This window comes from Haloferax sp. AS1, from assembly GCF_014530665.1.
Lineage (GTDB): Archaea > Halobacteriota > Halobacteria > Halobacteriales > Haloferacaceae > Haloferax > Haloferax volcanii.
This window is the reverse complement of sequence record NZ_SPSA01000002.1, coordinates 238319-263378: the sequence shown is the minus strand read 5'-3', so window position 1 is coordinate 263378 and position 25060 is coordinate 238319. Positions and strand designations below refer to the sequence as shown.

Sequence of the window (25060 nt, the reverse complement as noted above, 5' to 3'; positions counted from 1 at the left end):
GGCGGGTGACCTCGTCTCAGTCGCGGTCGCCGCCGTCGGCTCGTCGCGTCTCCACCCCCCGCTCGTTTTCTTGTTGCTCGGCTTCCCGTCGCTCGTTTTCTTGCTGTTCTGCTTTCCGCCGTTCCGCTTCCCGTCGCTCCGCTTGCCGTCGTTCGTTGCGCTGTTTGGTCCGGAACTGTCGGAAGCGCTCTTCCTGTTCGCGCTCGTCGAGGTATCGGCGGATATACCGTTTTTCCACCTCCAACTCCGGGATGAGCCGCTGGGTGAGGTAGTTGACGCGGAGCCGGAGCCGCCGAATCTCCGCGAGGAGGCGCAGGAGAACCGCCCGCATCTCCGCCAGCCTGACGACGTCCTCCACGACCGACTCGTAGGAGCCGACGAGTTCGTCGTCGAGCGCGCTCGTACCGAGGACGCCGTACCCTCGCCCGTCGAGCGACCGCCGCGCCGACGTGCTCAGAAAGAACGGGACGGTCAGCCCGACGAGCTTCGTCTCGGAGATGATGAGCTCCGTGTGAGAACTCCGCGCCTCCGAGAGCGTGCGAAGCGCGATTTCGCCCTCCCGCTCTGCGCCCCAGACGTGGAGGTCCGTCGCCTCGCGGAACGCCTCGTCGGTCTCGCGGCGCAGTTCCGTCCACCGGTCCAAGAGGTCGAGGAGGACGAAGACGAGACTGTCGCGTCGGCGTTCGAGGATGCGTTCTCCCTTCCGCGCGAGCGCTAACTCGTCGGTCACCGAGAGCAACTCGCGGTGCGTCGGGGCCGTCCGCCGGTGTCGCCGGTTTGGCATTGTCTACGGTACGGTCGTCCCGACGGTTGATATAGTTGTGTCACCGACACGTACCCGGCCTATTTGACAAGGACTAAGCAGTTGTCAACATCGACTCGAACACGAGTATGTCCAGACACGCGGCCGCCGAGTCGACGCGCCCGGCGGTCACGGCGACGGCCGTGCGGAAACAGTACGGCGACACTGTCGCGGTTCGGGACGTGTCGCTCGACGTTCGCAACGGGGAGGTGTTCGGGCTCATCGGTCCGAACGGAGCCGGGAAATCGACGCTCATCGGTCTGCTGACGGGGACGCGAACCCCGACCGAGGGCTCGATTCGGGTGTTCGGTGAGTCCCCGACCGCGGTCGACCGCTCGCGGCTGAGCGTGCTCCCCCAGGAGTTCTCACCCCACCGGCGACTCACGGGCCGCGAACTCGTCTCCTACTACGCCGGGCTCTACCCCGACCCGCGACCGGTCGACGAGGTGCTCGACCGAGTCGGCCTCGACGACGAGGACGCGGCGACGGCCTACACCGACCTCTCGGGGGGTCAACAGCGCCGCGTCTGCGTCGGCGCGGCGCTCGTCAACGACCCCGAACTCCTGTTTCTGGACGAGCCGACCACCGGCATCGACCCCGCTGGTCGCCGCGACGTGTGGGACCTCGTCGACTCGCTGGCCGACGACGGGACCGCCGTCGTGCTCACGACGCACTACATGGCCGAAGCCGAGCGCCTCGCCGACCGCGTCGGGCTTCTCACCGACGGCGAACTCGTCCGCGTCGGTCCGCCCCGGGACCTCGTCGAGCGCTTCGGCGGCGAGACCCGACTCGCGGTCCGGACCGAGTGCCCGCGCGCGCTCGACCTCGACGCGACGCCCCTCGACGGCCGCCGGTACGGCGACTACGAGTACCGCTTTTTCGACGCCGGTCCCGATGACCTGACCGCGATGCTCGACCATCTCGACGCGGCCGATATCGCCTACGAGGAAGTGAGTCTCGTCCACCCGACGCTGGAGGACGTGTATCTCAACCTCGCCAGCGAGCGCGGCCACGACTGCATCGCGAGCGCCGGTCCGGCGGGCGTCGCTGGCGACGCGGGGGTGACGCGATGAGCGCGACGGAGGCGGGCGGAACGGACGAGGCGTCCCCGGCGGCCGAGACGAAACAGACGGGCGACGGCGGTCGGTCGCGCGCTCTCGCCGGGGCGACCCGCCGGGTCCGCGCGGAGGCCGTCGCCGAGACGCGCGCGTTTCTCCGGCGGCGGACGGCCGTCTTCTTCACGTTCTTCTTTCCCGTCTTCATCGTCCTCATCTTCGGCGTCCTCGTCAAGACCGGCGCGACCGGCGGTCTGTTCTCCCGCTCGGACACCTACTATCTGCCCGCGTATCTCGGCGTCGTCGTCGTGTTGACGCCACTGTCGCGGGTCGGAAGCACCGTCGCGCGAAACCGGGCGTCCCGCCGCTTCGAGAAGCTGGCGACGACGCCGCTTTCGCGTCTGGAGTGGCTCTCCGCGCACGCGGCCGTGAACGTCGCGCTCATCGGCCTCGCGGGCGTCCTGCTCGTCGGCGTCCTCGCCGCCGTCGGCGACCTCGGCGCGGCCCCCTCGCTCGGCGGCGACGCGCTGGTCGTCGCCTTTCTCGTCGTCGGCATCGCCCTGTTCTGCGGGCTCGGCTCCCTCGTCGGCTCGCTCGCGGACTCCGAAGACGGCGTCATCGCCGCCAGCAACGCCGTCGGCATCCCGATGGTCCTCCTCGCGGACACGTTCGTCCCCGCGTCCAGACTCCCAGCGGCGCTCCGCCCGGTTATCGACGCGCTCCCGCTCACCTACTTCGCGCGCGGCGTTCGCGCCGCGGTCGCCGGCGGCGAACTCCTGACCGCCGTCTTTGACCTCGCTGTCCTCTGTGGCTTCACCGTCGCGCTGTTCGCGCTCTCGGCGCGACTGCTTCCGTGGCGTGAGTGAGGCCGCTCACTCGCCGCCACTGTTCGGGACGTGGTCGTCGTCGCGGCGGCGCTTGAACCACCGCGTCACCCACGAGATGATGCCGAGGTCGCGCTTCGCCATGATGACCGTGCTCGCGGCGTCGCGGCCGACCGTCTCCGGAATCGCGCCGAAGACGAGCTGTTGGAGCAGGCCCTCTCTGGTCGCCCCGATGACCGTCAGGTCGAACGCCTCGGTCGCGGCGACGATGGTCGCCGCCACGTCGTCGCCCTCGCGGACCGAGGTCGTCACCAACTCGTCGTCACCGAGCGCCGCGGCCGTCGAATTCACCCGGCGCTGGGCGTCCTCGCGGTCGCGCTCGCCGGCGTCGGCCGCGACGACGTTCATGACGTGCACCGTGGCGTCGTTGGTCCGCGCGATGGCGCGGCACACCTCGGCGGCGAGTTCGGCGTGCGGGCCGCCCGCGGTCGGCAGGAGAATCGAATCCACCTCGCCGTCCGTCGGGCCGATGCGCTCGACGAGCACGTCGCAGGGGGCCTTGGTCACGACCTCGTCGACGTTGCTCCCGAGGATGTAGTCGCGGCGGCGACCCCGGCCGCGCCAGCCCATCAACACCGCGTCGCTGTCGTGTTCCTCGATTGTGTTGAGGATGGCCGTTCCGGCGTCGTGGCCCAGTCTGACGGTCCCGCCGACGGGTACGCCGGCGTCGGTCGCCAGCTCCATCACGGCGGCGATGGTCTCGCGCTTCTCGTCGACGAACCGCCGCCCCTCCGAAATCGGCGTCTGCGACGGCACTTCGACGGCGCTCATCACGAGAATCTCGGCGTCGCGGTCGCGCGCCACGTCGATGGCGGTCCGCATCAACTGCGCCGCGTTCTCCGGGTTGGCAATCGGGACGAGCACCTGCGACTCGCGCCGCTCGGGGGCGCGCTCGGTCACGACGGTCGGGGTCTCTGCTTCGAGCTTTTCGGCCTCCTTGCCCTCGGAGTAGCCGTAGTACACGACGAGTCCGAGCGCCATCCAGACGGCCGTGGTCACGAGCGCGACGAAGCCCTCGGAGCCCGCGCCGAGTCCCGGCGTCAGCCCGAGTTCGAGGAGCAAAAACGGCGTCAGGATGAACTGGAGGACGATGCCGACGAGCGGGGGCCACGGCATGTACGGTATCTCGTACGTCCGCGGGAGGTCGGGGTGGGTCGCCCGCATCTTGACGACGGTCCAGTTCACCTGGATGAAAAGGAAGATGAACATGATGTCGGCGGCGGCCGCGACGCTCTCGATGGGGAGCAACACGGCCATGAGCCCGATGAGGACCGCCGAGAGCCCGATTGCCCAGTGGGGCGTCCGCTTGTCGTCGTGGATGCGCCCGAAGAAGCCCGGAAGGACGCGGTCGCGGCCCATGGCGAACGACACCCGCGACGAGGAGTAGATGGTCGCGTTGAGCGCGCTCATCGTCGCCGCGAGCCCGGCGAACAGGAGGAGCGGGACGCCGTACGGGACGAACTGTCCGGCGGCCTCGATGATGCCGAGTTCACCGAGGTTCCCGAGGACCTGCCACGTCGGCGCGGCGGTCGTGAGCCCCGCGCGCCCCGCGAGCTCGGCGGTCACGTCGATGCCGCCGATGGCCGCGAAGGCGACGAGGACGTAGATGGGGACCACGATTGCCATCGAGTAGAACACCGCCTTCGGGACGTTGGTGCCGGGGTCGACGACCTCCTCGCCCGACTGGACGATTATCTCGTAGCCCTCGAAGGCGATGTACGTGAAGCCCATCGCGCCGATGACGCCGACGAGGCCGTTGGGCGCGAACGACGGACTATCGAGGAACGTCGCCGTCCAGTTCGGCTCGCGCACCGTCGCGAGGATGCCGAAGGCCACGAAGACGCCGAGGATGAGAATCTTGATGGTCGTGACGACGACGCCCGCCTTCCCCGTCTCCTCGGCCCCGCGGTAGTTGATGTAGGCGAACGCGAGCACCATCACGACCGCGAGCAGTTTCTCGACGAGCAGGCGGTCGACGAGTCCGAACAGGACGAACCCGTCCGGCAGGCCGGCGAACACCACGAAGAACTCGGTGAGGAAGACGCCGAACGTCACGGCGTAGAGCGCGCACGCGACGGCGTGGGCGAACCAGCTCATCCACCCGGCGTAGAAGCCGTTGGGGTCGGCCAGCGCCTCTTTCACCCAGAGGTAGCCGCCGCCCGCCTCGGGGAACGCCGCCCCGAGTTCGGCGTAGGAGACGGCGGTGAACATCGCCACCAGCCCGTTGAGTACGAACGCCACCGTGAGCGCCGGGCCGGCCAGCCCAGCCGCGAACCCGGTCAGCGCGAAGACGCCCGCGCCAATCATCGCGCCGACGCCGATGAACGTGATGTCGGCGAGACTCATGTCGCGCGAGAGCTCCGTTTCCACCGACTCCTCAGGGGGAGCGTCGCCGCTCCCCGCGGTCGATTGCGTGTCGGCCATCAGGTGAACCCTCGAAGGCCGGATAGAAAAAGCCCGATGGGCGACGGGCCGCGTTCGAGCCGCCGTCGCCGGGTTCTCACCCGCAGCATGCGGGTGTTTTTCGACCGGGTGCGTTCCGGCGCGCTACCCGCCGAACATCGTCCGCATCATCGGGTGCATCTCCATGAGCTGTTCCTCCGCGATTTCCTCGTACAGCTTGTACGTGATGGAGACCGTGAGGAGGAGCGAGGTCCCCGAGACGCCGCCGATGGTGCCGAGCATGTTCGCCATGACGGCGAGCAGGCCGACGAGGACGCCGCCGACGACCGTCACCTGCGGGATGTACCGCTCCATGACCCGCTCTATCACCTGCGGGTTGCGGCGGAAGCCGGGAATCTGCATCCCGGAGTTCTGAATCTGCCGCGCGGTCGCTTCCGGGCCCATGTCGGCGGTCTCGACCCAGAAGATGGAGAAGATAGCCCCGCCGACGAGCATCAGCGTCAGGTCGATGGCGACGCGGACGAGAATCTGCCACGGCTCCTGGGACGCCGACCCGAGCCACCACATCCACTGGCTGGGCGCGTGAATCGGGTTCAGGTAGTAGAACAGGCCGCCGGTGACCTGCCCGCTCGTGTACTGACCGAGCCACGCGGGCATGCCGGCCCACTGGCTGTTGAGGATGCGCCCGACGAACTGGACGTTCGCTTGCAGAGCGCGGACGAAAATCATCGGCAGGACGCTCGCGTAGATGAGCTTCACCGGGAAGCGACCGCGAGCGCCCTTGACGCGGGCGTGCGAGAGCGGAATTTCGACGCGGACGCTCTCGGCGTAGACGACGATACCGAAGATGAGCAGCGTCGTGACGAGCGGGACGACGCCCCCCACGCCGAACAGGAGCGCCTGTACCCCGCTCGCCGTCGCGAGCGACGGGACCGTCTCGGTTCCGGCGAGGACGTGGGCCCACTCGGAGACGATGCCGGTCGTCGACGCGCCGATGGCGGGGTCGGCAAAGAGGCCGCCGACGAGACGCTGGCTGACGCCGGCGATGATGAACAGGCCGACGCCGGAGCCGACGCCCCACTTGCTGACGACCTCGTCCATGAACAACACGAGCGCGCCGCCGGCGAATATCTGCGCGAAGATGAGCCACTTCACGCCGACCGCGCCGACGCCGAGAGCGCTCGCGACCGCGGGGTCGGCCGGGAGGTAGCCCCCGGCGAAGACGATGGGGAGGCCTTGGAGGGCAATCATCCCGAAGACGAGCAGTTTCTGGAGGCCCTGATAGAGGATTTGGTCGCCCGGGTCGTCCGTGTCGAGGCCGAGCAAGTCCCCGCCTTGCAGCAGTTGGAGGACGATGCTCGCGGTGACGATGGGACCGATACCCAACTGGAGGACGGTTCCCTGTCCCCCGCCGAGGATGGAGCGGAACTGTCCGAAGACGTCCTGGCTCCCGGTCCCGACGCCGAACAGCGTGACGTTCGTCAGGAAGAAGTACAGGACGAGAATCCCGGCGGTCCAGCCGAGCTTTCGGCGGAACGGGACGTGACCCTCCGGGCGGGCCACGGCGGGCATCCGACTCAGCACTGGCGCTGCGGTGTCTTTCCAACTCATGGTCGATTGCGAGTGGCTGTTGGCGATTGCATGGTCTGTCGCGCCGACCGGCGTCGTCACTACGCGAGCGGCGTCAGAACGGGGGGCCGCACGGGGGCCACACCGGACGCCGTCGCTGTGCTCGCGAATCGGCGGTTCAGTCAGTCGTGGCCAGCCGTCGTGTATAACTGTATCGATGCGGTGACTATCCGTCCGCCGCCGAGGAGGTCGGCGGAGACGCCGCGGGACCGGCCGCCGAAATCGCCTCGTCGAACGACTCGCACGGCTCGGCGTCGACGACGCGGAGCGGACGCCGCCGCCCCGCACGGTCGAACGCGGCCACGCAGTCGTCGTCCCACGGCGGGACCGCGACGAGGACGACCTCGCGGAGCGTGTCGCGCTTCGTCGCCGCCAGCGGTCCCCACGGGTGCGAGACGAACTGCCCCGGCGTCCGCCCCGGCGCGGTCGAGAGGTCGACGCCGAAGACGCCCCGGACCGCCGCGCCGGCGCTCGGGTGGACGAAATGGCTGAACACCGGTCGGGTCGCGTCGAGCGACTCCGCCCCGTCTAACTCGCCCGCGGCGGTCGTGCCGAGCGACAGCGATTCGCGGCTCGGTTCGGCCCTCGCGGCCCGGTCCAACAGCGCGTCGAGCAGCCCGCGAGTGACGTAGACCGCCTGCCGCGTCGGGTCGCGTTCCCGGCCGACACGTCGTTGGGTGCGCCGCGGCCCGACGAGGCGGGTGGCGACGGCGACCCACCAGAGGCCGACGCCCAGCACCTCGGCGTCGCTCGCGGCTCGGAGCCCCCACTGGAAGTGCGGAACTCCGAGTCGAAGCGTCGTGACCTGCACGGCGAGTCCGGCGAGGACGAAGGCGGCCCCGACTGCGGTGACGAGACGAGTGAAACGGGCGACGGAAGCGCGGTTCATCGGTGTGGTGTGGTCGGGCAGCCGCGGTGTCGTTTTCGGTTTGGCAATCACTAAGTGGTTGTCGGCTGTTCCGAAAGATTAGTCCTTGAAAAAGACTATAAGCGTCCACGCCAAACCACCGATTGCCGTGTTTCACGGCCACGAAGCGGCCAACTGCTATCCGTCGTCTTCGATCTGACAGCCCCTTCGGTGGTTTAGCCTGCCCGGTGTCGCCACCGTTGACCGCTTCGACACGCGACACCCCATCCGGCGCACTCCCCCTTGTTTCGGCATCGCGTCGGCGGGTGCGCGGTCGACAGCCATGACGAGTCCGCAGCCGCGATTGCCGGTCGAACGCTCGCTCGCGCGAACGACGCTCGGCGCCGACCTCGCGTCGGCGGCGGCGCTCGCCGTCGCGGCCGTCGTGTTCCGCGGCCCCGGCGGACGACGCCGACGCCGTCGTCAGCGCCCTCCTGTTGGGCGTCGCCTGTCCCGGCCCGTTACGCTCGCGGCGCGTGGCGGCCTCTCCGACGCCACGAAGTCCGCGTGCACCTTCGTCGGACCGTGGCTCGTCGGCGTGTCGTTCGACCCCGGCGCGGGTCACCTCCTGATGTGGGTCGGCGTCGTCGCGGGCGGCTGCGTCGTCACGACGCACGTCGCGCTCGCGCGTGGCCACCCCCTGACCCGCTTCGCGGCCGCTCGTCGCCCGGCTGTTCGACGCGACACAGACACGCCTTCCCGCGCAAGAGTGACTCGAATGCTCCACAACGCGAGCGATGCGTCTCCCCTGCGAGCGCTGGTGCACTGGTGCGCGGGTGCAGTCCGACTCGCGGGTGGCGCTCAACCGCGGCGGGCGACAGCTGAGCCGACCCCGGAGCCGGCGACGGAAACTCAGTTCGCGCCGACCTCGGGGCCGATGAGAATCCAATGGAGCCGGTCCTCTCCGCCGGGGTGGCGCTCCCACCGGACGTGGTAGACGGCCGGCCCGTGCGGGCACGACGGACAGCCCTCGGCGCACGGCGCGCGCTTGTGGATTTCGAGGTAGCCCGCGTGCGGCACGACTCGCGTGAGCACCTCGTCCGGCCCGCGGAAGCGCTCTATCGCCGCCTCACGGTCGAGCGCGTCGCCGTTTCGGTCGCCGGGGTCGTCGCCTTCGCCTTCGCCCCCGTCTCCGCCTCCACCGTCCCCGTCGCCGTCGCGGTTCTCGCCCCTGTTGCGGCGTCCGCTCGGCGCTCCGCGTGCCCGACCGTTTTCGACGTACTCGACGAGCGCCTCGATTTCGCTTTCGACGAGTTCGGGCGTCGTCGCGGGCGAGCCGCTCGACTCTCGCCGCTCGGATTCCTCGCGGTCCATGTCGAACTCTCGTCGCGGCGTCGGTTTATACGAACCGATTTGAAAATCACTCAGGGGTTGTCACAACTCCCTCGATGCGAGTTTCGAGGGGCAGTTCGCGTCGCTCAGGACGAGGTCGTGGACTCCGAGTCCGAGCGAACGGTCCCGGAGGGGTCGATACCGAGGAACTTCTGACAGAGCTGTCTGGCGGCGAACGAACAGAGGAAGTACCAGACAATCCACGCGGGCATGGGGCCGAAGACGGCGTCCTGCCAGCCCACCCGGCCGACGAGCGGGAGAATCACGTGCGCGGAGTCGGCGGCGACGTGGCCGCCGCGGACCTTCCAGCGCATCCAGAGAAACGCCGGGATGGTGACGAGCATTATCCAGACCATCGGCTTGAACTGCGCTTTCATGACGCTCCACTGGTCGCCCATCGCCTCCATCTGCTCCGCCTCGATGCGTTCGAGCGCGTCGTCGTCGCCGCGCTCTTTCGCCGCCTCCCGGCGCGACTTCAGGTCGTCCATCCGGGCTTGGTGGCGTTCGAGGAGTTCCGTGTCCTTCAGTCGGTCCTGCATCACGGTCGAGTAGAGGCCGGTCGCCGCGGCGAGGACGATGACCACGGCGTAGAACGGTATCGAGTGCGCCAGCGCCCCGAGTACGACGTTGTCGATGCCGGCGACCGCGTTTCGAACGCCGGCGTTCCAGTAGCCGGCGAACAGGACGACGACGCCGAGCGCGCCGAGTCTGTCCCACCGAGACCACGACGAGTCGGCGTCGTCGCTCCCGCCCTCGACGCCGGGGTCGCGCGATTGCAGTTTCGAGGCGATTCGGCCCGGGTCGGACAGGACGAAGCCGCCGGCGGCAGCGTCGGTCAGGACGCCGCGCTCGATGAGGCGGCCCCACTGACCGCTCGACAGCGCGTCGTTCACGTCGCACCAGCGGAGTTCTTCGGTCCCCCGTTTCGACCGTTCGACGACGACCGAGACCGCCTCCCGCATCGCCGGATTGTCCAGTAACGTCTCTAAAGAGTCTGCGGGCATTCACTCGCCCCTATTCGAGCGGTCGTTATCAACGCTTCCCTCCGCCGGAACCGACCGTGCCGGCGCTGGCCCGCTGGGGGAGTCTCGCGAGCCGTCACGGCCGCCTCGACTCTGCCCTCTCAAATTTGAGACGCGAACATGATAGAGCTATCGGTAACAACGCGACACAGATAGTATCGTCTCTGCTGCGGCACACACCTTCGAACGGGTCGTTCGCGGTCACCGGTCGACAGTTCGTCGCCTCCCGTTATCTCCGACGACAACTGGAGCTTCGATTTACTCCGGACACGGTGGTGTTCGCCCGCCGACCCGATTTGCGGCCGTGGTCGCCCGGTTCTCGGTGGTCGATACCCGGCGGGTCCGCGACAGCGACCCGCCTTTCAGTCCATCCCGCTCGATAGCTCCACGTCGTCGTTCTCCAACTCGCCGCCGGCCGGCGTCCCGCGGACGTCGCCCTCGCGCCAGGTCCCCCGGCGGAACCAGAGCCACGCGATGGCCGCGCCCACGACGTTCGAGACGAAAAAGGCGATCCAGATGCCCCGAACGTCGGTGCTCCCGAGGAACCAGACGTCGGTCGGCAGGAGCCCCTGCGACGCGACGAAGGCGACCGGAAGCCGGATGCCGGCGAGCGTGACGACCGATATCACCGCGGCGATGAGGGTCTTGCCCGCGCCCCGGAAGCCGCCGGTGAACGCCCGCATGATGCCGATGAAGCCGAACGACAGCGAGACGTATCGCAGGAACTCCGCGCCCACGTCGAGCACCTCGGCGTTGGTGGTGAACACCGAGACGATGGGTTCGGGAACGAAGAAGATGGCGACGCCGAGCAGGCCGAGGACGAAAAACAGCCCCTTGGCGGCGACGTAGTTCGCCTGCTCCGCGCGGTCGTACTTCCCCGCGCCGATGTTCTGGCCGGACATCGTCTCGACGCCGCGGGCGACGGCGATAGCGGGGAGGAAGATGACCGAGAACACGCGGGTCCCGATACCGAACGCCGCGACGACGGAGGTCGAAAACAGCCCGACGACGATGAGAAGCGCGTTGATAGAGAGCGCGCGACCCGTCCCCTCGACACTGGCGGGGATGCCGATGCGGAGAATCTTCCGCAGATATCGGAAGTCGGGTCGCATGTCAGTGAGGTGGATTTGGATGCCTCTGGACCCCGACACCATGATGGCGATGCCGACGACCATCGCGAGGACTCGCGAGATGACGGTGGCGATGGCCGCGCCCTGAATCCCGAGTCGGGGGAACTGTACCGGCCCGAGTGCCCATCCGTTGATGAAAAACGGGTCGAGGACGACGTTGAGGACGACGGTCCCGAACATCACGAGCATCGGCGTGATGGTGTCGCCCGCCCCGCGCATCAGCGAGATGAACACGAAGAAGCCGAACATGAACGGCAGGCCGAGCGCGATGACCTGCATGTAGGCCGTCGCGCCCGGCAACACGTCCGGCGAGGCCCCGAGGAAATCGAGGAACGGTCGGACGAGCGGGTAGCCGAACGCGCCGAGCATCGCGGAGCCGAGGAACGCGAACGTGACGGTCTGTGAGGCCGCGTACTCGGCTTTGTCCGTCTCCTCGGCCCCGGTGTGCTGGGCGACGAGGACGCTTCCGGCGACGGACAGCCCCATCCCGAGCGAGATGAGGAGAAACACCATCGGGAAGGCGAACGAGATGGCGGCCAGCGCCTCCGTCGAGTACTGGCCGAGCCAGAACGTGTCCGCGAGGTTGTACGCCGTCTGGAGGAGGTTCGTGACGACGATGGGTAGCGACAGGTAGAGAAGCGGCTTGACGATGCCGCCCTCGGTGAGGTTGAGCTCGTCTTGCCCCTTGAACAGACTCATTCGTCCGCCCTCGCGTCCGGCCGCCAGCCGAGGTGGAGTTCCAGCGCGTCCTCGACGATTCGTCGGGTCTCTGCGGGGTGTTCGTCGAGCGCGACGACGCGGGCGTGCGCGCCGTTGCTCATGGTCGTGATGAGCCGCGCAATCTTCTCGGGGTCGGTCTCGTCGAACTCTCCGCCGTCGACGCCGTCGCGGACGATGTCTGCGACGACCTCCCGCATCACGCCGTCGAAGTCGAGGAAGCGCTCGCGGAACAGTTCGTGGTAGGGCGCTTGGGCCTTCAGTTCCATGACCGCCACGGGAAAGCCGTCCGCTCCGGGGTTCTTCGGGCTGAACACCGCATCGAGAACCGTATTCAGTCGCGTCCGCGGGTCGGCCGACTCACACGACAGCTCCGACTCGAACCGCCCGATTAAGTCGTCGAGAAACGCGTTCAAAAGCTCCTCTTTCGTGTCGAAATGGTAGTGAATCGCGGCGCTCGTCACCGACGCCTCGTCCGCGATTCGCTGTACCGTGAGGCCGGCGTACCCGTGTTCGCAGAGCGCCCGATTGGTCGCTTCGAGTATCTCGGCTCTGGTCTCTGCGTCCATCTTCTGTCGGGCTTACTAACCGGTCAGTTAAGAGGCTTTGGACCGCGAATCTCCCCGTCAGAGAATCCCACAGCCGTCCGACTGCCGGTGTCTCTAAGTAGCCGAGTCGGCTACCGACGTAGTAGTGACCTTCTCGTTGTCACCGTACGTGGGTGCGCTCTTCCTCGCGGCCGTGATATCCGCCGGCGTCGCGAGCTACGGGTGGCGATACCGAGACGAACCGAGCGGTCGGTGGTTCATCGCCCTCACGGTCAGCGCCGGCTGTTGGTCGCTTTTCGAGGCGTTTCTCCTCCTCGCTGACTCGCCGTTCACCCGGCTTCTGTGGTTCGCGCTGGAGCCGATTCCCGCGGAGTCGTCGGTGTTTTTCACCCTGCTTTTCGCCCTCGAAATCGCGGGCTACGAGCGGTGGGTCTCGCGGCGGACCGCCGCGCTGCTCGCCGTGTGGCCCGCGTTTGCCATCGCGGGTGTGGCGACGAACGCCCTCGGCGTCCACGCGCTTCTGTGGGAGTCGCTGTCGTTTGCGACCGTCGGCGGAATCACCGCGACCGAGGTCGTTCCCGGGCCGCTGTTCTGGGTCGACGTGGTTTACAGCTACGTCGCCATCGGAGCCGCGCTCGTCGTCCTCGGCGTCCACTGTCTCCGGAGCCGACAGATATACCGGAAGCAGGCGCTGGTCCTGTTCGTCGCAACCCTCATCCCTGCCGTCGTCGGCGCGGTCTATCTCCTGATACCGTTTTCGCCCGCGAACCCCATCGCTATCTCGTTCGCCGCCACGTCGTCGCTGCTCGCCGTCGGGCTCTCGCGGTACCGCATCCTCGACATCAGCCCCATCGCGCGCGACCTCGTCATCGAGCGGATGGCCGACCCCGTCCTCGTCGTCGACCGGAAGGGCAGACTGGCCGACAGCAACCCGGCGGCGAGGGCGCTGTTCGACGTTTCACACCCGCCGCTCGGCTCGCCCGTCGCCGACGCGTTCGACCCGGAGACCGTCGAGGCGCTCGAATCCGGCGGGGAACTGCGGGTCGTCGACGACAACGGCGAGGCGCGGCACTTCGAGGTCGACCGGTCGGCCGTGACCGACGGTCGAGACGCGGTTCGCGGCCACCTGCACATCCTCCACGACATCACCGAGCGCCGCGTCCGCGAGCGGTGGTTCCGCGCGCTCACGGAGAACGCCTCCGACCTCATCTTCGTCCTCGACGCCGACGGCTCGGTCACCTATCTGAGCGACTCGGCCGCCCAGACGCTCGGGACCGACGAGGACCCGAGCGAGGTGCGGTCGCTGCGGCGGTTCCTCCACCCCGACGACGAGGACGCCGCCATCGAGACGTTTCGGGAGGCGTTGGAGCGCCCCGACGAGGACGCCACCGCCGAACTCCGGTTCCGCAGTTCGACTCGCGGGTGGCGCGTCTTCGGCGTCCGGTGTCGGAACCTCCTCGACGACCCCGTCGTCGGCGGCGTCGTCGTCAACGCCCAGGACGTGACCGACCGACGGAAGCACGAACAACAGCTCGAAACGTTCGCCAACATCGTCTCCCACGACCTGCGGAACCCGCTGAACGTGGCGGAGGGCTACCTCGAACTGGTGAAGGAGGCCGACCGCCCCGACCCGGACCACGTCGAGCGAATCGAGGCGGCTCACGAGCGCATGGGCGAAATCATCGCCGACGTGCTCGCGCTCGCCCGCGGCGGGACGGTCGACGAACACGAGACGGTCTCGCTCGACGCCGTCGCGGCCGAAGCGTGGACGAACGTCGAAACCGGGGCCGCGACGCTCGATATCGAAGCGAGCGCGTCGTTCGCCGCCGACCGGACCCGGCTCCTCCAGCTGTTCGAGAACCTGTTTCGAAACGCCGTCGAGCACGGCTCGACGGGCAGTCGGGATTCTCCCGACGACGCCGTGGAACATGGTTCCACGGGCAACCAGACTGCGTCTGGTGACGCGGTCGAACACGTCGGCGACGGCGTGACCGTCACGGTCGGCGCGACCCGCGACGGCTTTTTCGTCGAGGACGACGGTCCCGGCGTGCCGCCGGCGGACCGCCCGAAGCTCTTCGAATCCGGCTTCACGACGGCCGACGACGGCACCGGCTTCGGCCTCGCCATCGTCCGCACCATCGCGGACGCTCACGGCTGGTCGGTCGGCTACGAGGACGTTGCGGACGCCGGCGCGCGGTTCGTGATTCGCGGCGTCGAGCGCGCCGGGGACTCGGCGCAGGAGTCGGGGCCGGCGTCGTCGGACGACGCTTGACGGCGGGCCACTGGCCGACTAGGCCGCTACTGGACCGCCGCCGAGCTACCAAAAGCGGTTCTCGTCGAGCCGCCGCAGCGCCTCCTCGATGGTCGCCTCGTTTCGGGAGAACGTAAACCGGACCCAGTCGGCGGTGCCCTCGGTGTAGAAACTGCTCCCGGGGACGACCGCGACGCCGGCCTCGCGGACGAGTCTGTGGGCGAACTCGGTGTCGTCGGCGTCGCCCGGATAGCGCGTCAGCATGTAGTACGCGCCGTCCGGTTTCACGGGGTCGAGGCCGACCTCCCGGAGGCCGTCGTACAGCAGTTCGCCGCGGCGCTCGTAGGCGTCCGAGAGGTCGTCGTAGTAGTCCGCCGGGAGCGACAGCGCCTCGACGCCCGCCCGCTGGAACGGCGTCGGCGCGCAGATGCTCGTGTAGTCGTGGACCTTCCGCAACTCGGCCGAAAGCGGTTCGGGCGCGAGCGCGAACCCGACGCGCCACCCCGTCACGGAGTACGTCTTCGACAGCCCCGTGCAGACGACGGTCCGCCCGGCGAGGCCGTCGACTTCGACGGGGCTGACGTAGTCGTCGGCGTAGACGATGTGCTCGTATATCTCGTCGGTGACGACGATAAGGTCCTCCTCGGCGGCGACCTCCGCGACGAGTTCGAGTTCGGCGGGCGAAAAGACGTTTCCCGTCGGGTTGTGCGGGTGGTTGAGAATCAGCATGGACGCGTCCTCGGCGGCGTCCCACAGCGCGTCGGCGTCGAGTTCGAGGCCGTCTGTGATGTCGAGCGGCATCGGCTCGCCGCCGGCGAACTGGACGGCGGGGATGTAGCTCTCGTAGGTCGGCTCGAAGTAGATGACGCCGTCGCCGGGGTCGCAGAGCGCGAGGAGCGTCGAGACGACGGCCTCGCTCGTGCCCGTGGTGACGGTGACCTCCGTTTCGGGGTCGTAGCGGACGCCCTTCCAGTCGGCGTAGCGTTCCGAGACCGCCTCGCGGAGTTCCGGCAGCCCCCACGTGATGGTGTACTGGCTCGACGTGTCGATTGCGGCTTTGGCGGCTTCCTTCACGCTCGCGGGGGTCTCGTCCTCGTCGGGAATCCCCTGCGAGAGGTTGATGGCGTCGTGTTCGTGCGCCTCGCGGGTCATCTCCCGGATGACGGACTCGCGGGTTCCCGCGACGCGCTCGCTCCCGATGCGTCGAGAAAAGGGGGACGGTGTCGGCATACGTGGGATGGGACTGGCTGACACAAGAAGCTTGGCGGACGCGCTCGACGCGCCGGGTCGCCCACCCCGACGAACGTTTTAATGCGATGAGGCCGACGTACCACCTGTATGTCGAACCGTCGTGGGCCGGACTTCGAAACGAGGATGGCCGAAGACGAGGAGATTCCGCCGTCGCCGCAGTTCGTCGAACAGGCCACCGTCACCGACGATTCGGTCTCCGACGAGTTCGAGGAGAACTGGCCCGACTGCTGGGCCCGAGCGGCGGCGACGCTCGACTGGTTCGACCCCTACGAGTCGGTCCTTCCGGACGACGAACCCCCGTTCGAGTGGTTCGCCGGCGGGACGCTGAACGCCTGCTACAACTGCGTGGACCGCCACGTCGAAGCCGGGGCGAAAAACCGCGTCGCCATCAAGTGGGAGAGCCACCTCGGCGAGACGCGGACGTACACGTATCAGGACCTCTACCGCGAGGTCAACGAGTTCGCGGCCGCGCTCCGCGCGCAGGGCGTCGAGGCCGACGACGTGGTCACGCTCTACATGCCGATGATTCCGGAACTCCCCATCGCCATGCTCGCGTGCGCCCGCATCGGCGCGCCCCACAACGTCGTCTTCGCGGGGCTGTCGGCCGACGCACTCGCGACGCGACTGGAGAGCGCGGATTCGGCGTACCTCGTCACTTGCGACGGCTACTACCGGAGAGGGAGCGCCATCTTCCTGAAGAGCAAGGCCGACGACGCCCGTCTCAAGGCCGCCCACGACCTCGAAGAGATGGTGGTCGTCGAGCACCTCGGAGAGACCGAACACCTCGGCGCGGGACAGCACACCTACGACGAACTGGTCGACGCCCACGCCGGCGCGGAGGTCGCCCCGGTCGAGCGGGCGGCCGACGACGTGCTGTTTCTCATCCACACGTCGGGAACCACGGGCGAACCGAAGCGGGTCGAACACGTCACCGGCGGCTACCTCGCCCACGTCGCGTGGACGTCGCAGACGGTGTTGGACCTCGACCCCGAGGACACGTATCTGTGTACGGCGAACATCGGCTGGATTAGCGGCCACTCGTACGTCGTCTACGGGCCGCTGGCGCTCGGGGCGACGGCGGTCATGTACGAGGGGACGCCGAACTACCCGGAGCGCGACCGCATCTGGGACCTCATCGAGGAGAACGCCGTCGACGTGTTCTACACGGCCCCGACGGCGATTCGCTCGTTCATGAAGTGGGACACGTCGCTCCCGGCGTCGCGGGACCTGTCGAGCCTCCGCCTGCTCGGAACCGTCGGCGAACCAATCGACCCGCGGGCGTGGCACTGGTACTACGAACACATCGGCAACGGGAACTGTCCCATCGTCGATACCTGGTGGCAGACCGAGACCGGCGGGATGATGATTACGACTCTGCCGGGCGTCGAGAAGATGAAACCCGGCTCAGCCGGACCGCCGCTCCCGGGCGTCGGCGCGCGGGTCGTCGACGGCCGCGGCGAGGAGGTTCCCGTGAACGAGGCCGGCTATCTCGTTCTCACGCGCCCGTGGCCCGGGATGCCGCTCGCCCTGCGACACGGCCACCGCTGGGGCGAGGAGGCGGCGAAACTCGACGTGGACGGCTGGCACTACTTCACCGGCGACGGCGCGAAAGTGGACGACGACGGCTACATCACCGTGCTCGGCCGCGTCGACGACGTCATCAACGTCTCGGGCCACCGCCTCGGGACGATGGAAATCGAGTCGGCCATCGTCGGCGTCGCGGGCGTCGTCGAAGCCGCCGTCGTCAGCGTCGACGACGCCGAGGCGGGCGGCATCCACGCCTACGTCACGCTGGAGACGGGCGTCTCCGGGGACGACGACCTCCGCGAGCGCATCGCCGCACACGTCCGCGAGCGCATCGGGCCGATTGCCACGCCGGACGCCGTCGTCTTCACGCCCGACCTCCCGAAGACGCGCTCCGGGAAGATTATGCGCCGGTTCCTCGAAAACATCACCAACGGCGAGGAGTTCGGCGACACGTCCGCGCTCCAGAACCCGGAAATCGTCGGTGAACTCGAATCCATCGTCCGTGACGGCTGACGACGTTTCGGACAGTTCTCTCTAAGCGAAACGCAGTTACTATCGTTCGGGAGCGACTTCCACGCCGATTGTCGCTTTCACCATGTCGGTTCTGTGCTCTCATCGGAAGCTTTAGTTCGCTTATCGACAGTGTTGCGAAACGGATGCGGGACGAAAACTCCGAACCGACGCCGCTGTCGGCGGGCGGGTACGAGCGACTGCGCCGGGCGACCGAGACGTACCGCGAGGACCTCGTGCTCCGCCTCGGCGCGGAAGTCGGCCTCACGCCGGCCGAGATGAGCCGGTTCGAACCCGCACACGTGACTCAGCGGCGACACGGGGGAACGGAGCTCTACTTCGTCGCCGTCCCGACCGACGGACGAGAGGCGTATCTGCCGAGCGAGGTCGAACACGACGTTCGGAAGTACGTCACGGCGACCGGCATCGACGAGACGGAGCGAGTGCTTCCGGTCACGCCGCGGCGTCTCCAGATGCTCGTGGCGTCGGTCGGCACGCGCGCCGCCGAGGAGACCGGCCGCGAGGAACTGGCGGAGGTTTCGACTCGCGACCTGCGACGGCACTTCGCCCGAACGATGCTCGCCGACGGCATCCCGCCGAGCGTCGTCATGCGAATCGGCGGCTGGGACCGCATCGAGAGCCTCGCGCCGCTCCTCGGTGAACCGAGCGAAGACGAGGTGCTCGATGCGCTTTCGCCGGCCCCTGCCGACAGCGACGGGCGCGCCGTCAGCGGCGACCCCGACCGAACGCGTCAGGTCATCGAAGCCGCGCGAAGCGTCGGGTCGGCGCTCTCGGCGGTGAACACCCGAAGCGAGGTCGAACAGGCCGTCTGTGACCGGCTCATCGATTCAGACCGCTACCGTTTCGCTTGGATTGAATCGGGCGAAACCGACGCGCGAACGTCGCGCACCGCCGCCGGTCTCGACGAGACGTCGCTCGAAGCGGTCCGGGGGTCGCTCGCCGGTCGCGGCACCGACTTCACTCGACGCGCGTGCGACACCCGCGACGTACAGACGGTGCGTCCCGACTCGCTCCCGAACTCGGAACCCGTGCCGATTGCGGTCGTTCCGCTGGCGCACGGCGACACCGCCTATGGAGCGCTCTACGTCGCGCTCGACGGCCAAGCGGTTCCCGACGTCGAGGCGGACGTACTGGTGACGCTGGGTCGCCACGTCGGACAGGCAATCGCCGCCGCCGAGCGTCGGAAGCTACTGCTGGCAGACACGGTCGTCCAACTGGAGTTCGAATCCTCGGACGAGCGGGACGTGCTCGTTCGACTCTCCGCGGCCCTCGGCTGTTCGATTCGGCTCCGCGGCGTCGTCCCCATCGAAGAGCGGTCGTTGCTGTGTTTCCTCACCGTCCGGGAGGCGACGACGGACGCGGTGTTCGACGAGTTGCAAACGACGGACGCCGTCGAGCACATCCGCCTCATTCGCGACCGAGGGACGGAGTCCCTCCTCGAAGTCGCGCTCTCGGCGGGGTCGACGATTACGACGCTCACCTCCTACGACGGCACCGTCTCGCGGTTCGTCGCGGAGGACGGCGTCGCCCGTTTCGTCGGCGAGTTCTCGAACGAAACGTCGCTGCGAGACGTGCTGTCCGACCTGACCGACGCGTATCCCGCCACCGAACTCGTCGCGAAACAGGAGGTCGAACGGCCCACGCGAAACACCGCCGACTTCCGGGCATCGCTCGTGGCGCGACTCACCGACAAGCAAGAGTCCGTCCTGCGGGCGGCCTACCTCGCCGGCTATTTCGAGTGGCCCCGCGGCAGTACCGCCGAAGACCTCGCTGATTCGATAGATATCTCGTCACCGACGCTCCACCAGCACCTCCGAACCGCACAGCAGAAACTCATGACCGCGTTCTTCGACGACGACACCGACGAACGCGCTTCGACCCTAGACCCTTAGGCGTGCGACGAATTAGCACACGAACGTCCGTTATTGATTGATAGATTACCAAAATTTATGGACAATAGTATGAACCGTTCATCTGTGGCTCTGAAGCCTATACACGTGCTCACAGACTATTATGTATATTCGTGGTGTTAACTTTCGATAATTAGTTATCCTACTTATGCCCTTTGTCGAGACTCGTTAGCACGTACTATGGCACAGGGTGACGCTGAACTGGAGGCACGGCTGGCAGAACAAGACGAGTTCGAACCCACCGAGGAGTTCGTCGCGCAGGCGAACGTCTCGGACCCCGACATCTACGACGAGTTCGAGGAGAACTGGCCCGACTGCTGGGAGCGGGCCGCCGAGATGCTCGACTGGGACGAGGAGTACGACGAGGTGCTGGACGATTCGAATCCGCCGTTCTACGAGTGGTTCACCGGCGGCGAACTGAACGCCTGTTACAACTGCGTGGACCGCCACGTCGAAAACGGGGACAAGAACCGCGTCGCCATCAAGTGGGAGGGCGAACACGGCGAGACGCGGACGTACACGTATCAGGACCTCTACCGCGAGGTGAACGAGTTCGCGGCGGCCCTGCGCGACCTCGGCGTCGAGGAGGACGACGTAGTCACGCTCTACATGCCGATGGTTCCCGAACTCCCCATCGCCATGCTCGCGTGCGCCCGCATCGGCGCGCCCCACAACGTCGTCTTCGCCGGCTTTTCCGCCGAGGCGCTGGCGACGCGGATGAACGCCGCGGACTCCCGCTTCCTCGTCACCTGCGACGGCTACTACCGCCGCGGCGACCCGCTCGACCACCTCGACAAAACCAACGAGGGACTCGACAGCGTCGACCACGGCGTCGATGCCACGGTCGTCGTCGACCGACTGGGTGACGACGGCTTCGACCACGACCTGAAGGGCAACCAGCACGACTGGGATACTCTTCTCGACGAACAGGGCGGCGAGCGCGTCGCGCCGGTCGAACGCGACGCCGAGGATATGCTGTTCCTCATGTACACGTCGGGCACGACGGGGCAGCCGAAGGGGGTCAAACACACCACCGGCGGCTATCTCTCCTACGCGACGTGGACCTCCCACGCCGTCCTCGACATCGAGACGGAAGACACCTACTGGTGTTCGGCCGACATCGGCTGGATTACGGGTCACTCCTACATCGTCTACGGGCCGCTCGCGCTCGGTTCGACGACGGTGATGTACGAGGGCACGCCCGACTTCCCGAACCGCGACCGGATGTGGGAACTCGTCGAGAAGTACGCCGTCGATATCTTCTACACGGCTCCGACGGCGATTCGCGCGTTCATGAAGTGGGGCAGCAAGTACCCCGAATCGCGCGACCTGTCGAGTCTCCGCCTGCTCGGGACCGTCGGGGAACCCATCAACCCGCGCGCGTGGAAGTGGTACTACGAGCACATCGGCAACGAGGACTGCCCGGTGGTAGACACGTGGTGGCAGACCGAGACCGGCGGGATGATGATAACGACGCTCCCGGGCGTCAAGAACATGAAACCCGGCTCCGCCGGGCCGCCGCTGCCGGGCATCGACGCCCAAATCGTCGACACCGACGGCGACGAAGTCGAACCCGGTCGGGCGGGTTATCTCACGGTGAACAAGCCGTGGCCGGGGATGCTTCGGACGCTCTACGACAACGACGAGCGCTACATCTCCGAATACTGGGCGGAGTACTCCGACACCGACAGCGACGACCCCGACGACTGGGTCTACTTCCCCGAAGACGGTGCGAAAGTCGACGACGACGGCTACATCACCGTGCTCGGCCGCGTCGACGACGTCATCAACGTCTCGGGCCACCGCCTCGGGACGATGGAAATCGAGTCGGCCATCGTCGGCGTCGAGGGCGTCGCGGAGGCGGCGGTCGTCGGCGGGAACCACGAGGTGAAAGGCGAGGCCGTCTACGCCTACGTCATCACCGAAGACGGGTACGAGGAGGGCGAGGACCTCCGCGCGCGCATCGTCGAGGGCGTCGAGGACGCCATCGGCCCCATCGCCCGCCCCGAACAGGTCGTGTTCACGCCCGAACTGCCGAAGACGCGCTCGGGCAAAATCATGCGTCGCCTGCTCGAAGACGTGGCGAACGGCGCGGAACTGGGGAACACCTCGACGCTGCGGAACCCCGACATCGTCGAGGAAATCGCGGCGAAGGTCCGCGCGCGGGGCGACTGAATCCCCACTCGGCGGGCGTATCGTGCGTAACTACGAGACGACCAACCAATCTATGTCACGCGAATCAACCGAGTCAGAGATTGACTCACACGACGCGAGCACCGACCGGAGTACGGCTCCGAGACACGACGAGATAGACTACCTGTCGCGGGAGGTGAACCTGCTGAAGCCGAGCACCCCGTTCATGCGAGACCACCTGAAAGTAATCTGGACCGGCTTTATCGCGTGGGCGCTGCTCACGTTCGGACCGCCGGTGCTCACCTACTTCGCACCGGCGACGATGACCGCACAGCTCCCGGTCATCGGCTTCCCGCTGCACTACTTCCTCGTCGCCGTGTTGTCACCGACGAGTTCGCTCGTGCTCGCGTTCATCTACTCGCGCAAGCGCGACCAGCTCGACGAGCGGTACGGCATCGACCACACGGCCTCGCAGACGCGCTCGAAGAGTGAGAGCGAGGCCGCCGTCGCCGACGGAGGGCGCGTCGAATGACCGCGAGCGTGTTCCTCCAGTCGGGAGACCTGCTCCCCGAGGCGCTCAACATCTCGTTCAAACTCGTGCCGGCCATCATGGTCGTCGGGATGTTGGCTCTGTTTCTCGCCATCGGCTACGTGTTCAAAGTCGCCGACACGGAGGGGATGTGGGTCGCCGGCCGGTCGATTGGCAACATCGAAAACGGGATGGCCATCGGCGCGAACTGGATGTCTGCGGCGTCGTACCTCGGGTTAGCGGGGCTCGTCGCCCTCTCGGGCTTCTACGGGCTCGCGTTCATCATCGGCTGGACGGCCGGCTACTTCGTCCTGCTCATCTTCCTGGCCGCGCAGATGCGCCGGTTCGGGAAGTACACCGCACCCGACTTCGTCGGCGACCGATTCAACTCCGACACGGCGCGGGCAATCGGCGCGCTGACGACCATCCTCATCGGGTTCGTCTACTCGGTCGGGCAGGCCCGCGGGATGGGTCTCGTCGGGTTGTACGTCTTCGGGACCGACTACGTCACGATGGTCATCGTGATGATGGCGATTACGGTGGGCTATCTGACCATCTCCGGCATGATGGGCGCGACGAAGAACATGGCCGTCCAGTACGTCATCCTCATCATCGCGTTCCTGACGGCCGTTTACGTCGTCGGCTTCACCGGCGGCTACTCGACGGTCCTCCCGCACATCGAATACGGCCAACTCATCGGCGAGCTATCCGCGGAGTTCTCCGAGCCGTTCGTCAACGCCGGGTTCTACCTCTGGATTGCCACGGCGTTCTCGCTCATCTTCGGCACCTGCGGGCTCCCGCACGTGTTGGTGCGGTTCTACACCGTCGAAAACGAGAAGACGGCGCGGCAGTCGACCGTCTGGGGGCTGTTTTTCATCCTGCTCCTGTACTGGAGCGCCCCGGCGCTGGCGGCGTTCGGCGTCGACCTCTACGACGCCTCCCAGTACGGCCCGACGTTCGCGGCCAACGGCGGCATGAGCGGCGGTGAGGGCGACCTCATCGTGGTGCTCGCGGCGCAGCTTTCGAACCTGCCGACGTGGTTCGTCGGCCTCGTCGCCGCCGGCGGCATCGCCGCCGCCATCGCCACGACGGCGGGGCTGTTCATCACCGCCTCGTCCGCCGTCTCTCACGACATCTACACGAACATCATCAACCCCGACGCGACCCAGCGTCAGCAGGTGTTCGTCGGTCGCGCGACCATCGTCGCGCTCGGCATCATCGTGACGGTAACCGCGTTCGACCCGCCGGCGCTCGTCGGCGAACTGGTCGCGCTCGCGTTCTCCCTTGCGGCCATCGTGCTGTTCCCGATGTTCTTCCTCGGTCTCTGGTGGGAGAACACCAACCGTCAGGGCGCGCTCGCGGGCATGAGCGTCGGCCTCACGCTCTGGGTCGCCGCCGTGGTCAACGACCTCATCTTCCACTTCAGCGACCTCTTCGCCGAGTTCGTGCCGGCCATCGGCGCGGCGCTGGTCGGCACGCCGCTCGTGTTCGTCGTCACCATCGCCGTCTCGATGGCGACTGACGAACCGCCCGAGCGAATCAAGAAGATGGTCCGGCAGTGTCACAGCCCCGAACCGATGGGCCAGCAACAGTCCGCAGAAGACGTCGTCATGAGCGCCGACGGGGGCCAGTCCCCCGCGGACGATTAACCAATGTACGAACACATCCTCGTTCCGACTGACGGAAGCGACGCGGCGGAGTACGCCGTCGAACAGGCGGTCGACCTCGCCTCGAAGTACGGCGCGACGGTCCACGCGCTGTACGTCGTCGACGTCGACGCCACAAGCTACTCGCTGGGAACGGAGCAGGTCGACCGCATCCGGCAGGGCCACCTCGACGACATGCCCGAAGTGAAGGACGCGGCCGACGCGGCCACGGGCTACGTCGCCGACGCCGCCGCCGAACACGGGCTGGCCGTCCGCGAACACGTCGTCCCGGGCGAACCGGCGCGAGCCATCAGGAAGTTCGTCGAGGACAACGACATCGACCTCGTCGTGATGGGCTCGCACGGCCGCTCCGGTCTCTCCCGGGTCGTCCTCGGGAGCGTGACCGAACGCGTCCTCCGGCGGACGCGGCTCCCGGTGCTCGTCGTCGACGTCCACGAAAAGGACGCGGAAACGGAAGCAGAAGCGGACGCGTAACCGATGTACGACGCGACCCACGCGAGAACGGCCACCACCCGCGCGACGACGAGCACGTCGCCCGCGACTCCCGACGGAGGGGACCGCCGATGAGCCTCGCGGAGACGATTCGAACCCACGTGCGCGAACACCGCTCGGGCATGCTAACCGACCTGCTGTTCGCCCTGGCGTGGGTGACGGTCGTTTCGGTCCTGTTCGACGTTCTCGACGGACCGCAGTGGGCGTTCTACCTCTGTATGGGTGCGGGCGTCGTCGCGTACTTCGGCTTCTTCGCGTCGGTCGAAGCCGCGCGCGAGAAGCGCTGACGCCGGATTCTCTCTCGGACTATCTTCTCGTCCTGACTCGGAACGGTTTCGGG

19 protein-coding genes are annotated in these 25060 nt (G+C 67.5%); 10 read left to right on the top strand and 9 right to left on the bottom strand.

All coding sequences use genetic code 11. The features are described from left to right. Positions 1-16: 16 nt before the first annotated feature. Complete coding sequence (locus tag E4P24_RS16040) at positions 17-784, bottom strand: V-type ATP synthase subunit D (protein WP_004064627.1); 768 nt, start codon at positions 782-784, stop codon at positions 17-19. 107 nt (positions 785-891) lie between these two features. Here E4P24_RS16040 and E4P24_RS16035 point away from each other — a divergent pair, with 107 nt between their 5' ends. Both E4P24_RS16035 and E4P24_RS16030 read left to right on the top strand, forming a co-directional pair. Continuing rightward, positions 892-1875 (top strand): ABC transporter ATP-binding protein, encoded by a 984-nt coding sequence (locus E4P24_RS16035; protein WP_115803848.1) that lies wholly within the window; start codon positions 892-894, stop codon positions 1873-1875. Then, complete coding sequence (locus tag E4P24_RS16030) at positions 1872-2723, top strand: ABC transporter permease (protein WP_188148765.1); 852 nt, start codon at positions 1872-1874, stop codon at positions 2721-2723. The genes E4P24_RS16035 and E4P24_RS16030 overlap by 4 nt, the downstream gene beginning before the upstream one ends. A 6-nt stretch (positions 2724-2729) precedes the next feature. Here E4P24_RS16030 and E4P24_RS16025 read toward each other — a convergent pair whose 3' ends face one another. From E4P24_RS16025 to E4P24_RS15995, 7 genes are all read right to left on the bottom strand, one after another. After that, the gene (locus E4P24_RS16025) at positions 2730-5165 is read right to left on the bottom strand and encodes an amino acid permease (RefSeq protein ID WP_115861982.1); all 2436 of its coding nucleotides are present in this window, start codon (positions 5163-5165) and stop codon (positions 2730-2732) included. A 123-nt stretch (positions 5166-5288) separates the two neighbouring features. Next, positions 5289-6755 carry a preprotein translocase subunit SecY gene (gene secY / locus E4P24_RS16020; protein WP_004064623.1) on the bottom strand — a complete coding sequence of 489 codons (1467 nt, stop codon included), beginning with the start codon at positions 6753-6755 and terminating at the stop codon, positions 5289-5291. A gap of 184 nt (positions 6756-6939) precedes the next feature. Further along, the gene (locus E4P24_RS16015; protein WP_188148764.1) at positions 6940-7662 is read right to left on the bottom strand and encodes a hypothetical protein; all 723 of its coding nucleotides are present in this window, start codon (positions 7660-7662) and stop codon (positions 6940-6942) included. 870 nt (positions 7663-8532) lie between these two features. Next, positions 8533-8994 carry a hypothetical protein gene (locus E4P24_RS16010; RefSeq protein ID WP_115803851.1) on the bottom strand — a complete coding sequence of 154 codons (462 nt, stop codon included), beginning with the start codon at positions 8992-8994 and terminating at the stop codon, positions 8533-8535. 104 nt (positions 8995-9098) lie between these two features. Continuing rightward, complete coding sequence (locus E4P24_RS16005; RefSeq protein ID WP_188148763.1) at positions 9099-10016, bottom strand: DUF106 domain-containing protein; 918 nt, start codon at positions 10014-10016, stop codon at positions 9099-9101. Positions 10017-10396: 380 nt separating this feature from the next. Further along, the gene (locus E4P24_RS16000; protein ID WP_004064615.1) at positions 10397-11863 is read right to left on the bottom strand and encodes an MATE family efflux transporter; all 1467 of its coding nucleotides are present in this window, start codon (positions 11861-11863) and stop codon (positions 10397-10399) included. Next, entirely contained in the window at positions 11860-12450 is a 591-nt protein-coding gene (locus E4P24_RS15995; RefSeq protein ID WP_006600907.1) for a TetR/AcrR family transcriptional regulator, read from the bottom strand. Before E4P24_RS15995 ends, E4P24_RS16000 begins: the two co-directional genes overlap by 4 nt. 148 nt (positions 12451-12598) lie before the next feature. Here E4P24_RS15995 and E4P24_RS15990 point away from each other — a divergent pair, with 148 nt between their 5' ends. Beyond that, positions 12599-14701, top strand: a complete 2103-nt coding sequence (locus E4P24_RS15990) for a histidine kinase N-terminal 7TM domain-containing protein (RefSeq protein ID WP_115803853.1) — start codon at positions 12599-12601, stop codon at positions 14699-14701. A gap of 45 nt (positions 14702-14746) precedes the next feature. Here the strand turns inward: E4P24_RS15990 and E4P24_RS15985 are convergent, their stop codons facing one another. After that, positions 14747-15910 carry a pyridoxal phosphate-dependent aminotransferase gene (locus tag E4P24_RS15985; RefSeq protein WP_188148762.1) on the bottom strand — a complete coding sequence of 388 codons (1164 nt, stop codon included), beginning with the start codon at positions 15908-15910 and terminating at the stop codon, positions 14747-14749. A 144-nt stretch (positions 15911-16054) separates the two neighbouring features. On the opposite strand from E4P24_RS15985, the gene acs (E4P24_RS15980) reads away from it, so the two are divergent. The 7 genes from acs (E4P24_RS15980) to E4P24_RS15950 all read left to right on the top strand — a co-directional run bounded on the left by acs (E4P24_RS15980) (position 16055) and on the right by E4P24_RS15950 (position 25007). Then, on the top strand, positions 16055-17971 hold the full coding sequence (gene acs, locus E4P24_RS15980; RefSeq protein ID WP_115803886.1) for an acetate--CoA ligase: 1917 nt from the start codon (positions 16055-16057) through the stop codon (positions 17969-17971). Positions 17972-18114: 143 nt separating this feature from the next. Beyond that, entirely contained in the window at positions 18115-19881 is a 1767-nt protein-coding gene (locus E4P24_RS15975) for a bacterio-opsin activator domain-containing protein (protein ID WP_188148761.1), read from the top strand. 198 nt (positions 19882-20079) lie between these two features. Further along, the gene (gene acs, locus E4P24_RS15970; protein WP_188148760.1) at positions 20080-22074 is read left to right on the top strand and encodes an acetate--CoA ligase; all 1995 of its coding nucleotides are present in this window, start codon (positions 20080-20082) and stop codon (positions 22072-22074) included. Positions 22075-22126: 52 nt separating this feature from the next. Next, complete coding sequence (locus E4P24_RS15965) at positions 22127-22564, top strand: DUF4212 domain-containing protein (RefSeq protein ID WP_004064601.1); 438 nt, start codon at positions 22127-22129, stop codon at positions 22562-22564. After that, positions 22561-24210, top strand: coding sequence for a VC_2705 family sodium/solute symporter (locus E4P24_RS15960; RefSeq protein ID WP_188148759.1), 1650 nt, complete (start codon positions 22561-22563; stop codon positions 24208-24210). The genes E4P24_RS15965 and E4P24_RS15960 overlap by 4 nt, the downstream gene beginning before the upstream one ends. A 3-nt stretch (positions 24211-24213) precedes the next feature. Then, positions 24214-24702: a universal stress protein gene (locus tag E4P24_RS15955; protein WP_004064599.1), complete on the top strand. Its 489-nt coding sequence runs from the start codon at positions 24214-24216 to the stop codon at positions 24700-24702. Between the two features lie 89 nt (positions 24703-24791). Next, complete coding sequence (locus E4P24_RS15950) at positions 24792-25007, top strand: hypothetical protein (RefSeq protein ID WP_004064598.1); 216 nt, start codon at positions 24792-24794, stop codon at positions 25005-25007. Positions 25008-25060 lie beyond the last annotated feature (53 nt).

What these genes read in the sequence shown, in the direction of transcription:
- E4P24_RS16040 (WP_004064627.1), bottom strand. Translation starts at nt 784, where the DNA reads ATGCCAAACCGGCGACACCGGCGGACGGCCCCGACGCACCGCGAGTTG.
- E4P24_RS16035 (WP_115803848.1), top strand. Translation starts at nt 892, where the DNA reads ATGTCCAGACACGCGGCCGCCGAGTCGACGCGCCCGGCGGTCACGGCG.
- E4P24_RS16030 (WP_188148765.1), top strand. Translation starts at nt 1,872, where the DNA reads ATGAGCGCGACGGAGGCGGGCGGAACGGACGAGGCGTCCCCGGCGGCC.
- E4P24_RS16025 (WP_115861982.1), bottom strand. Translation starts at nt 5,165, where the DNA reads ATGGCCGACACGCAATCGACCGCGGGGAGCGGCGACGCTCCCCCTGAG.
- secY (WP_004064623.1), bottom strand. Translation starts at nt 6,755, where the DNA reads ATGAGTTGGAAAGACACCGCAGCGCCAGTGCTGAGTCGGATGCCCGCC.
- E4P24_RS16015 (WP_188148764.1), bottom strand. Translation starts at nt 7,662, where the DNA reads ATGAACCGCGCTTCCGTCGCCCGTTTCACTCGTCTCGTCACCGCAGTC.
- E4P24_RS16010 (WP_115803851.1), bottom strand. Translation starts at nt 8,994, where the DNA reads ATGGACCGCGAGGAATCCGAGCGGCGAGAGTCGAGCGGCTCGCCCGCG.
- E4P24_RS16005 (WP_188148763.1), bottom strand. Translation starts at nt 10,016, where the DNA reads ATGCCCGCAGACTCTTTAGAGACGTTACTGGACAATCCGGCGATGCGG.
- E4P24_RS16000 (WP_004064615.1), bottom strand. Translation starts at nt 11,863, where the DNA reads ATGAGTCTGTTCAAGGGGCAAGACGAGCTCAACCTCACCGAGGGCGGC.
- E4P24_RS15995 (WP_006600907.1), bottom strand. Translation starts at nt 12,450, where the DNA reads ATGGACGCAGAGACCAGAGCCGAGATACTCGAAGCGACCAATCGGGCG.
- E4P24_RS15985 (WP_188148762.1), bottom strand. Translation starts at nt 15,910, where the DNA reads ATGCCGACACCGTCCCCCTTTTCTCGACGCATCGGGAGCGAGCGCGTC.
- acs (WP_115803886.1), top strand. Translation starts at nt 16,055, where the DNA reads ATGGCCGAAGACGAGGAGATTCCGCCGTCGCCGCAGTTCGTCGAACAG.
- E4P24_RS15975 (WP_188148761.1), top strand. Translation starts at nt 18,115, where the DNA reads ATGCGGGACGAAAACTCCGAACCGACGCCGCTGTCGGCGGGCGGGTAC.
- acs (WP_188148760.1), top strand. Translation starts at nt 20,080, where the DNA reads ATGGCACAGGGTGACGCTGAACTGGAGGCACGGCTGGCAGAACAAGAC.
- E4P24_RS15965 (WP_004064601.1), top strand. Translation starts at nt 22,127, where the DNA reads ATGTCACGCGAATCAACCGAGTCAGAGATTGACTCACACGACGCGAGC.
- E4P24_RS15960 (WP_188148759.1), top strand. Translation starts at nt 22,561, where the DNA reads ATGACCGCGAGCGTGTTCCTCCAGTCGGGAGACCTGCTCCCCGAGGCG.
- E4P24_RS15955 (WP_004064599.1), top strand. Translation starts at nt 24,214, where the DNA reads ATGTACGAACACATCCTCGTTCCGACTGACGGAAGCGACGCGGCGGAG.
- E4P24_RS15950 (WP_004064598.1), top strand. Translation starts at nt 24,792, where the DNA reads ATGAGCCTCGCGGAGACGATTCGAACCCACGTGCGCGAACACCGCTCG.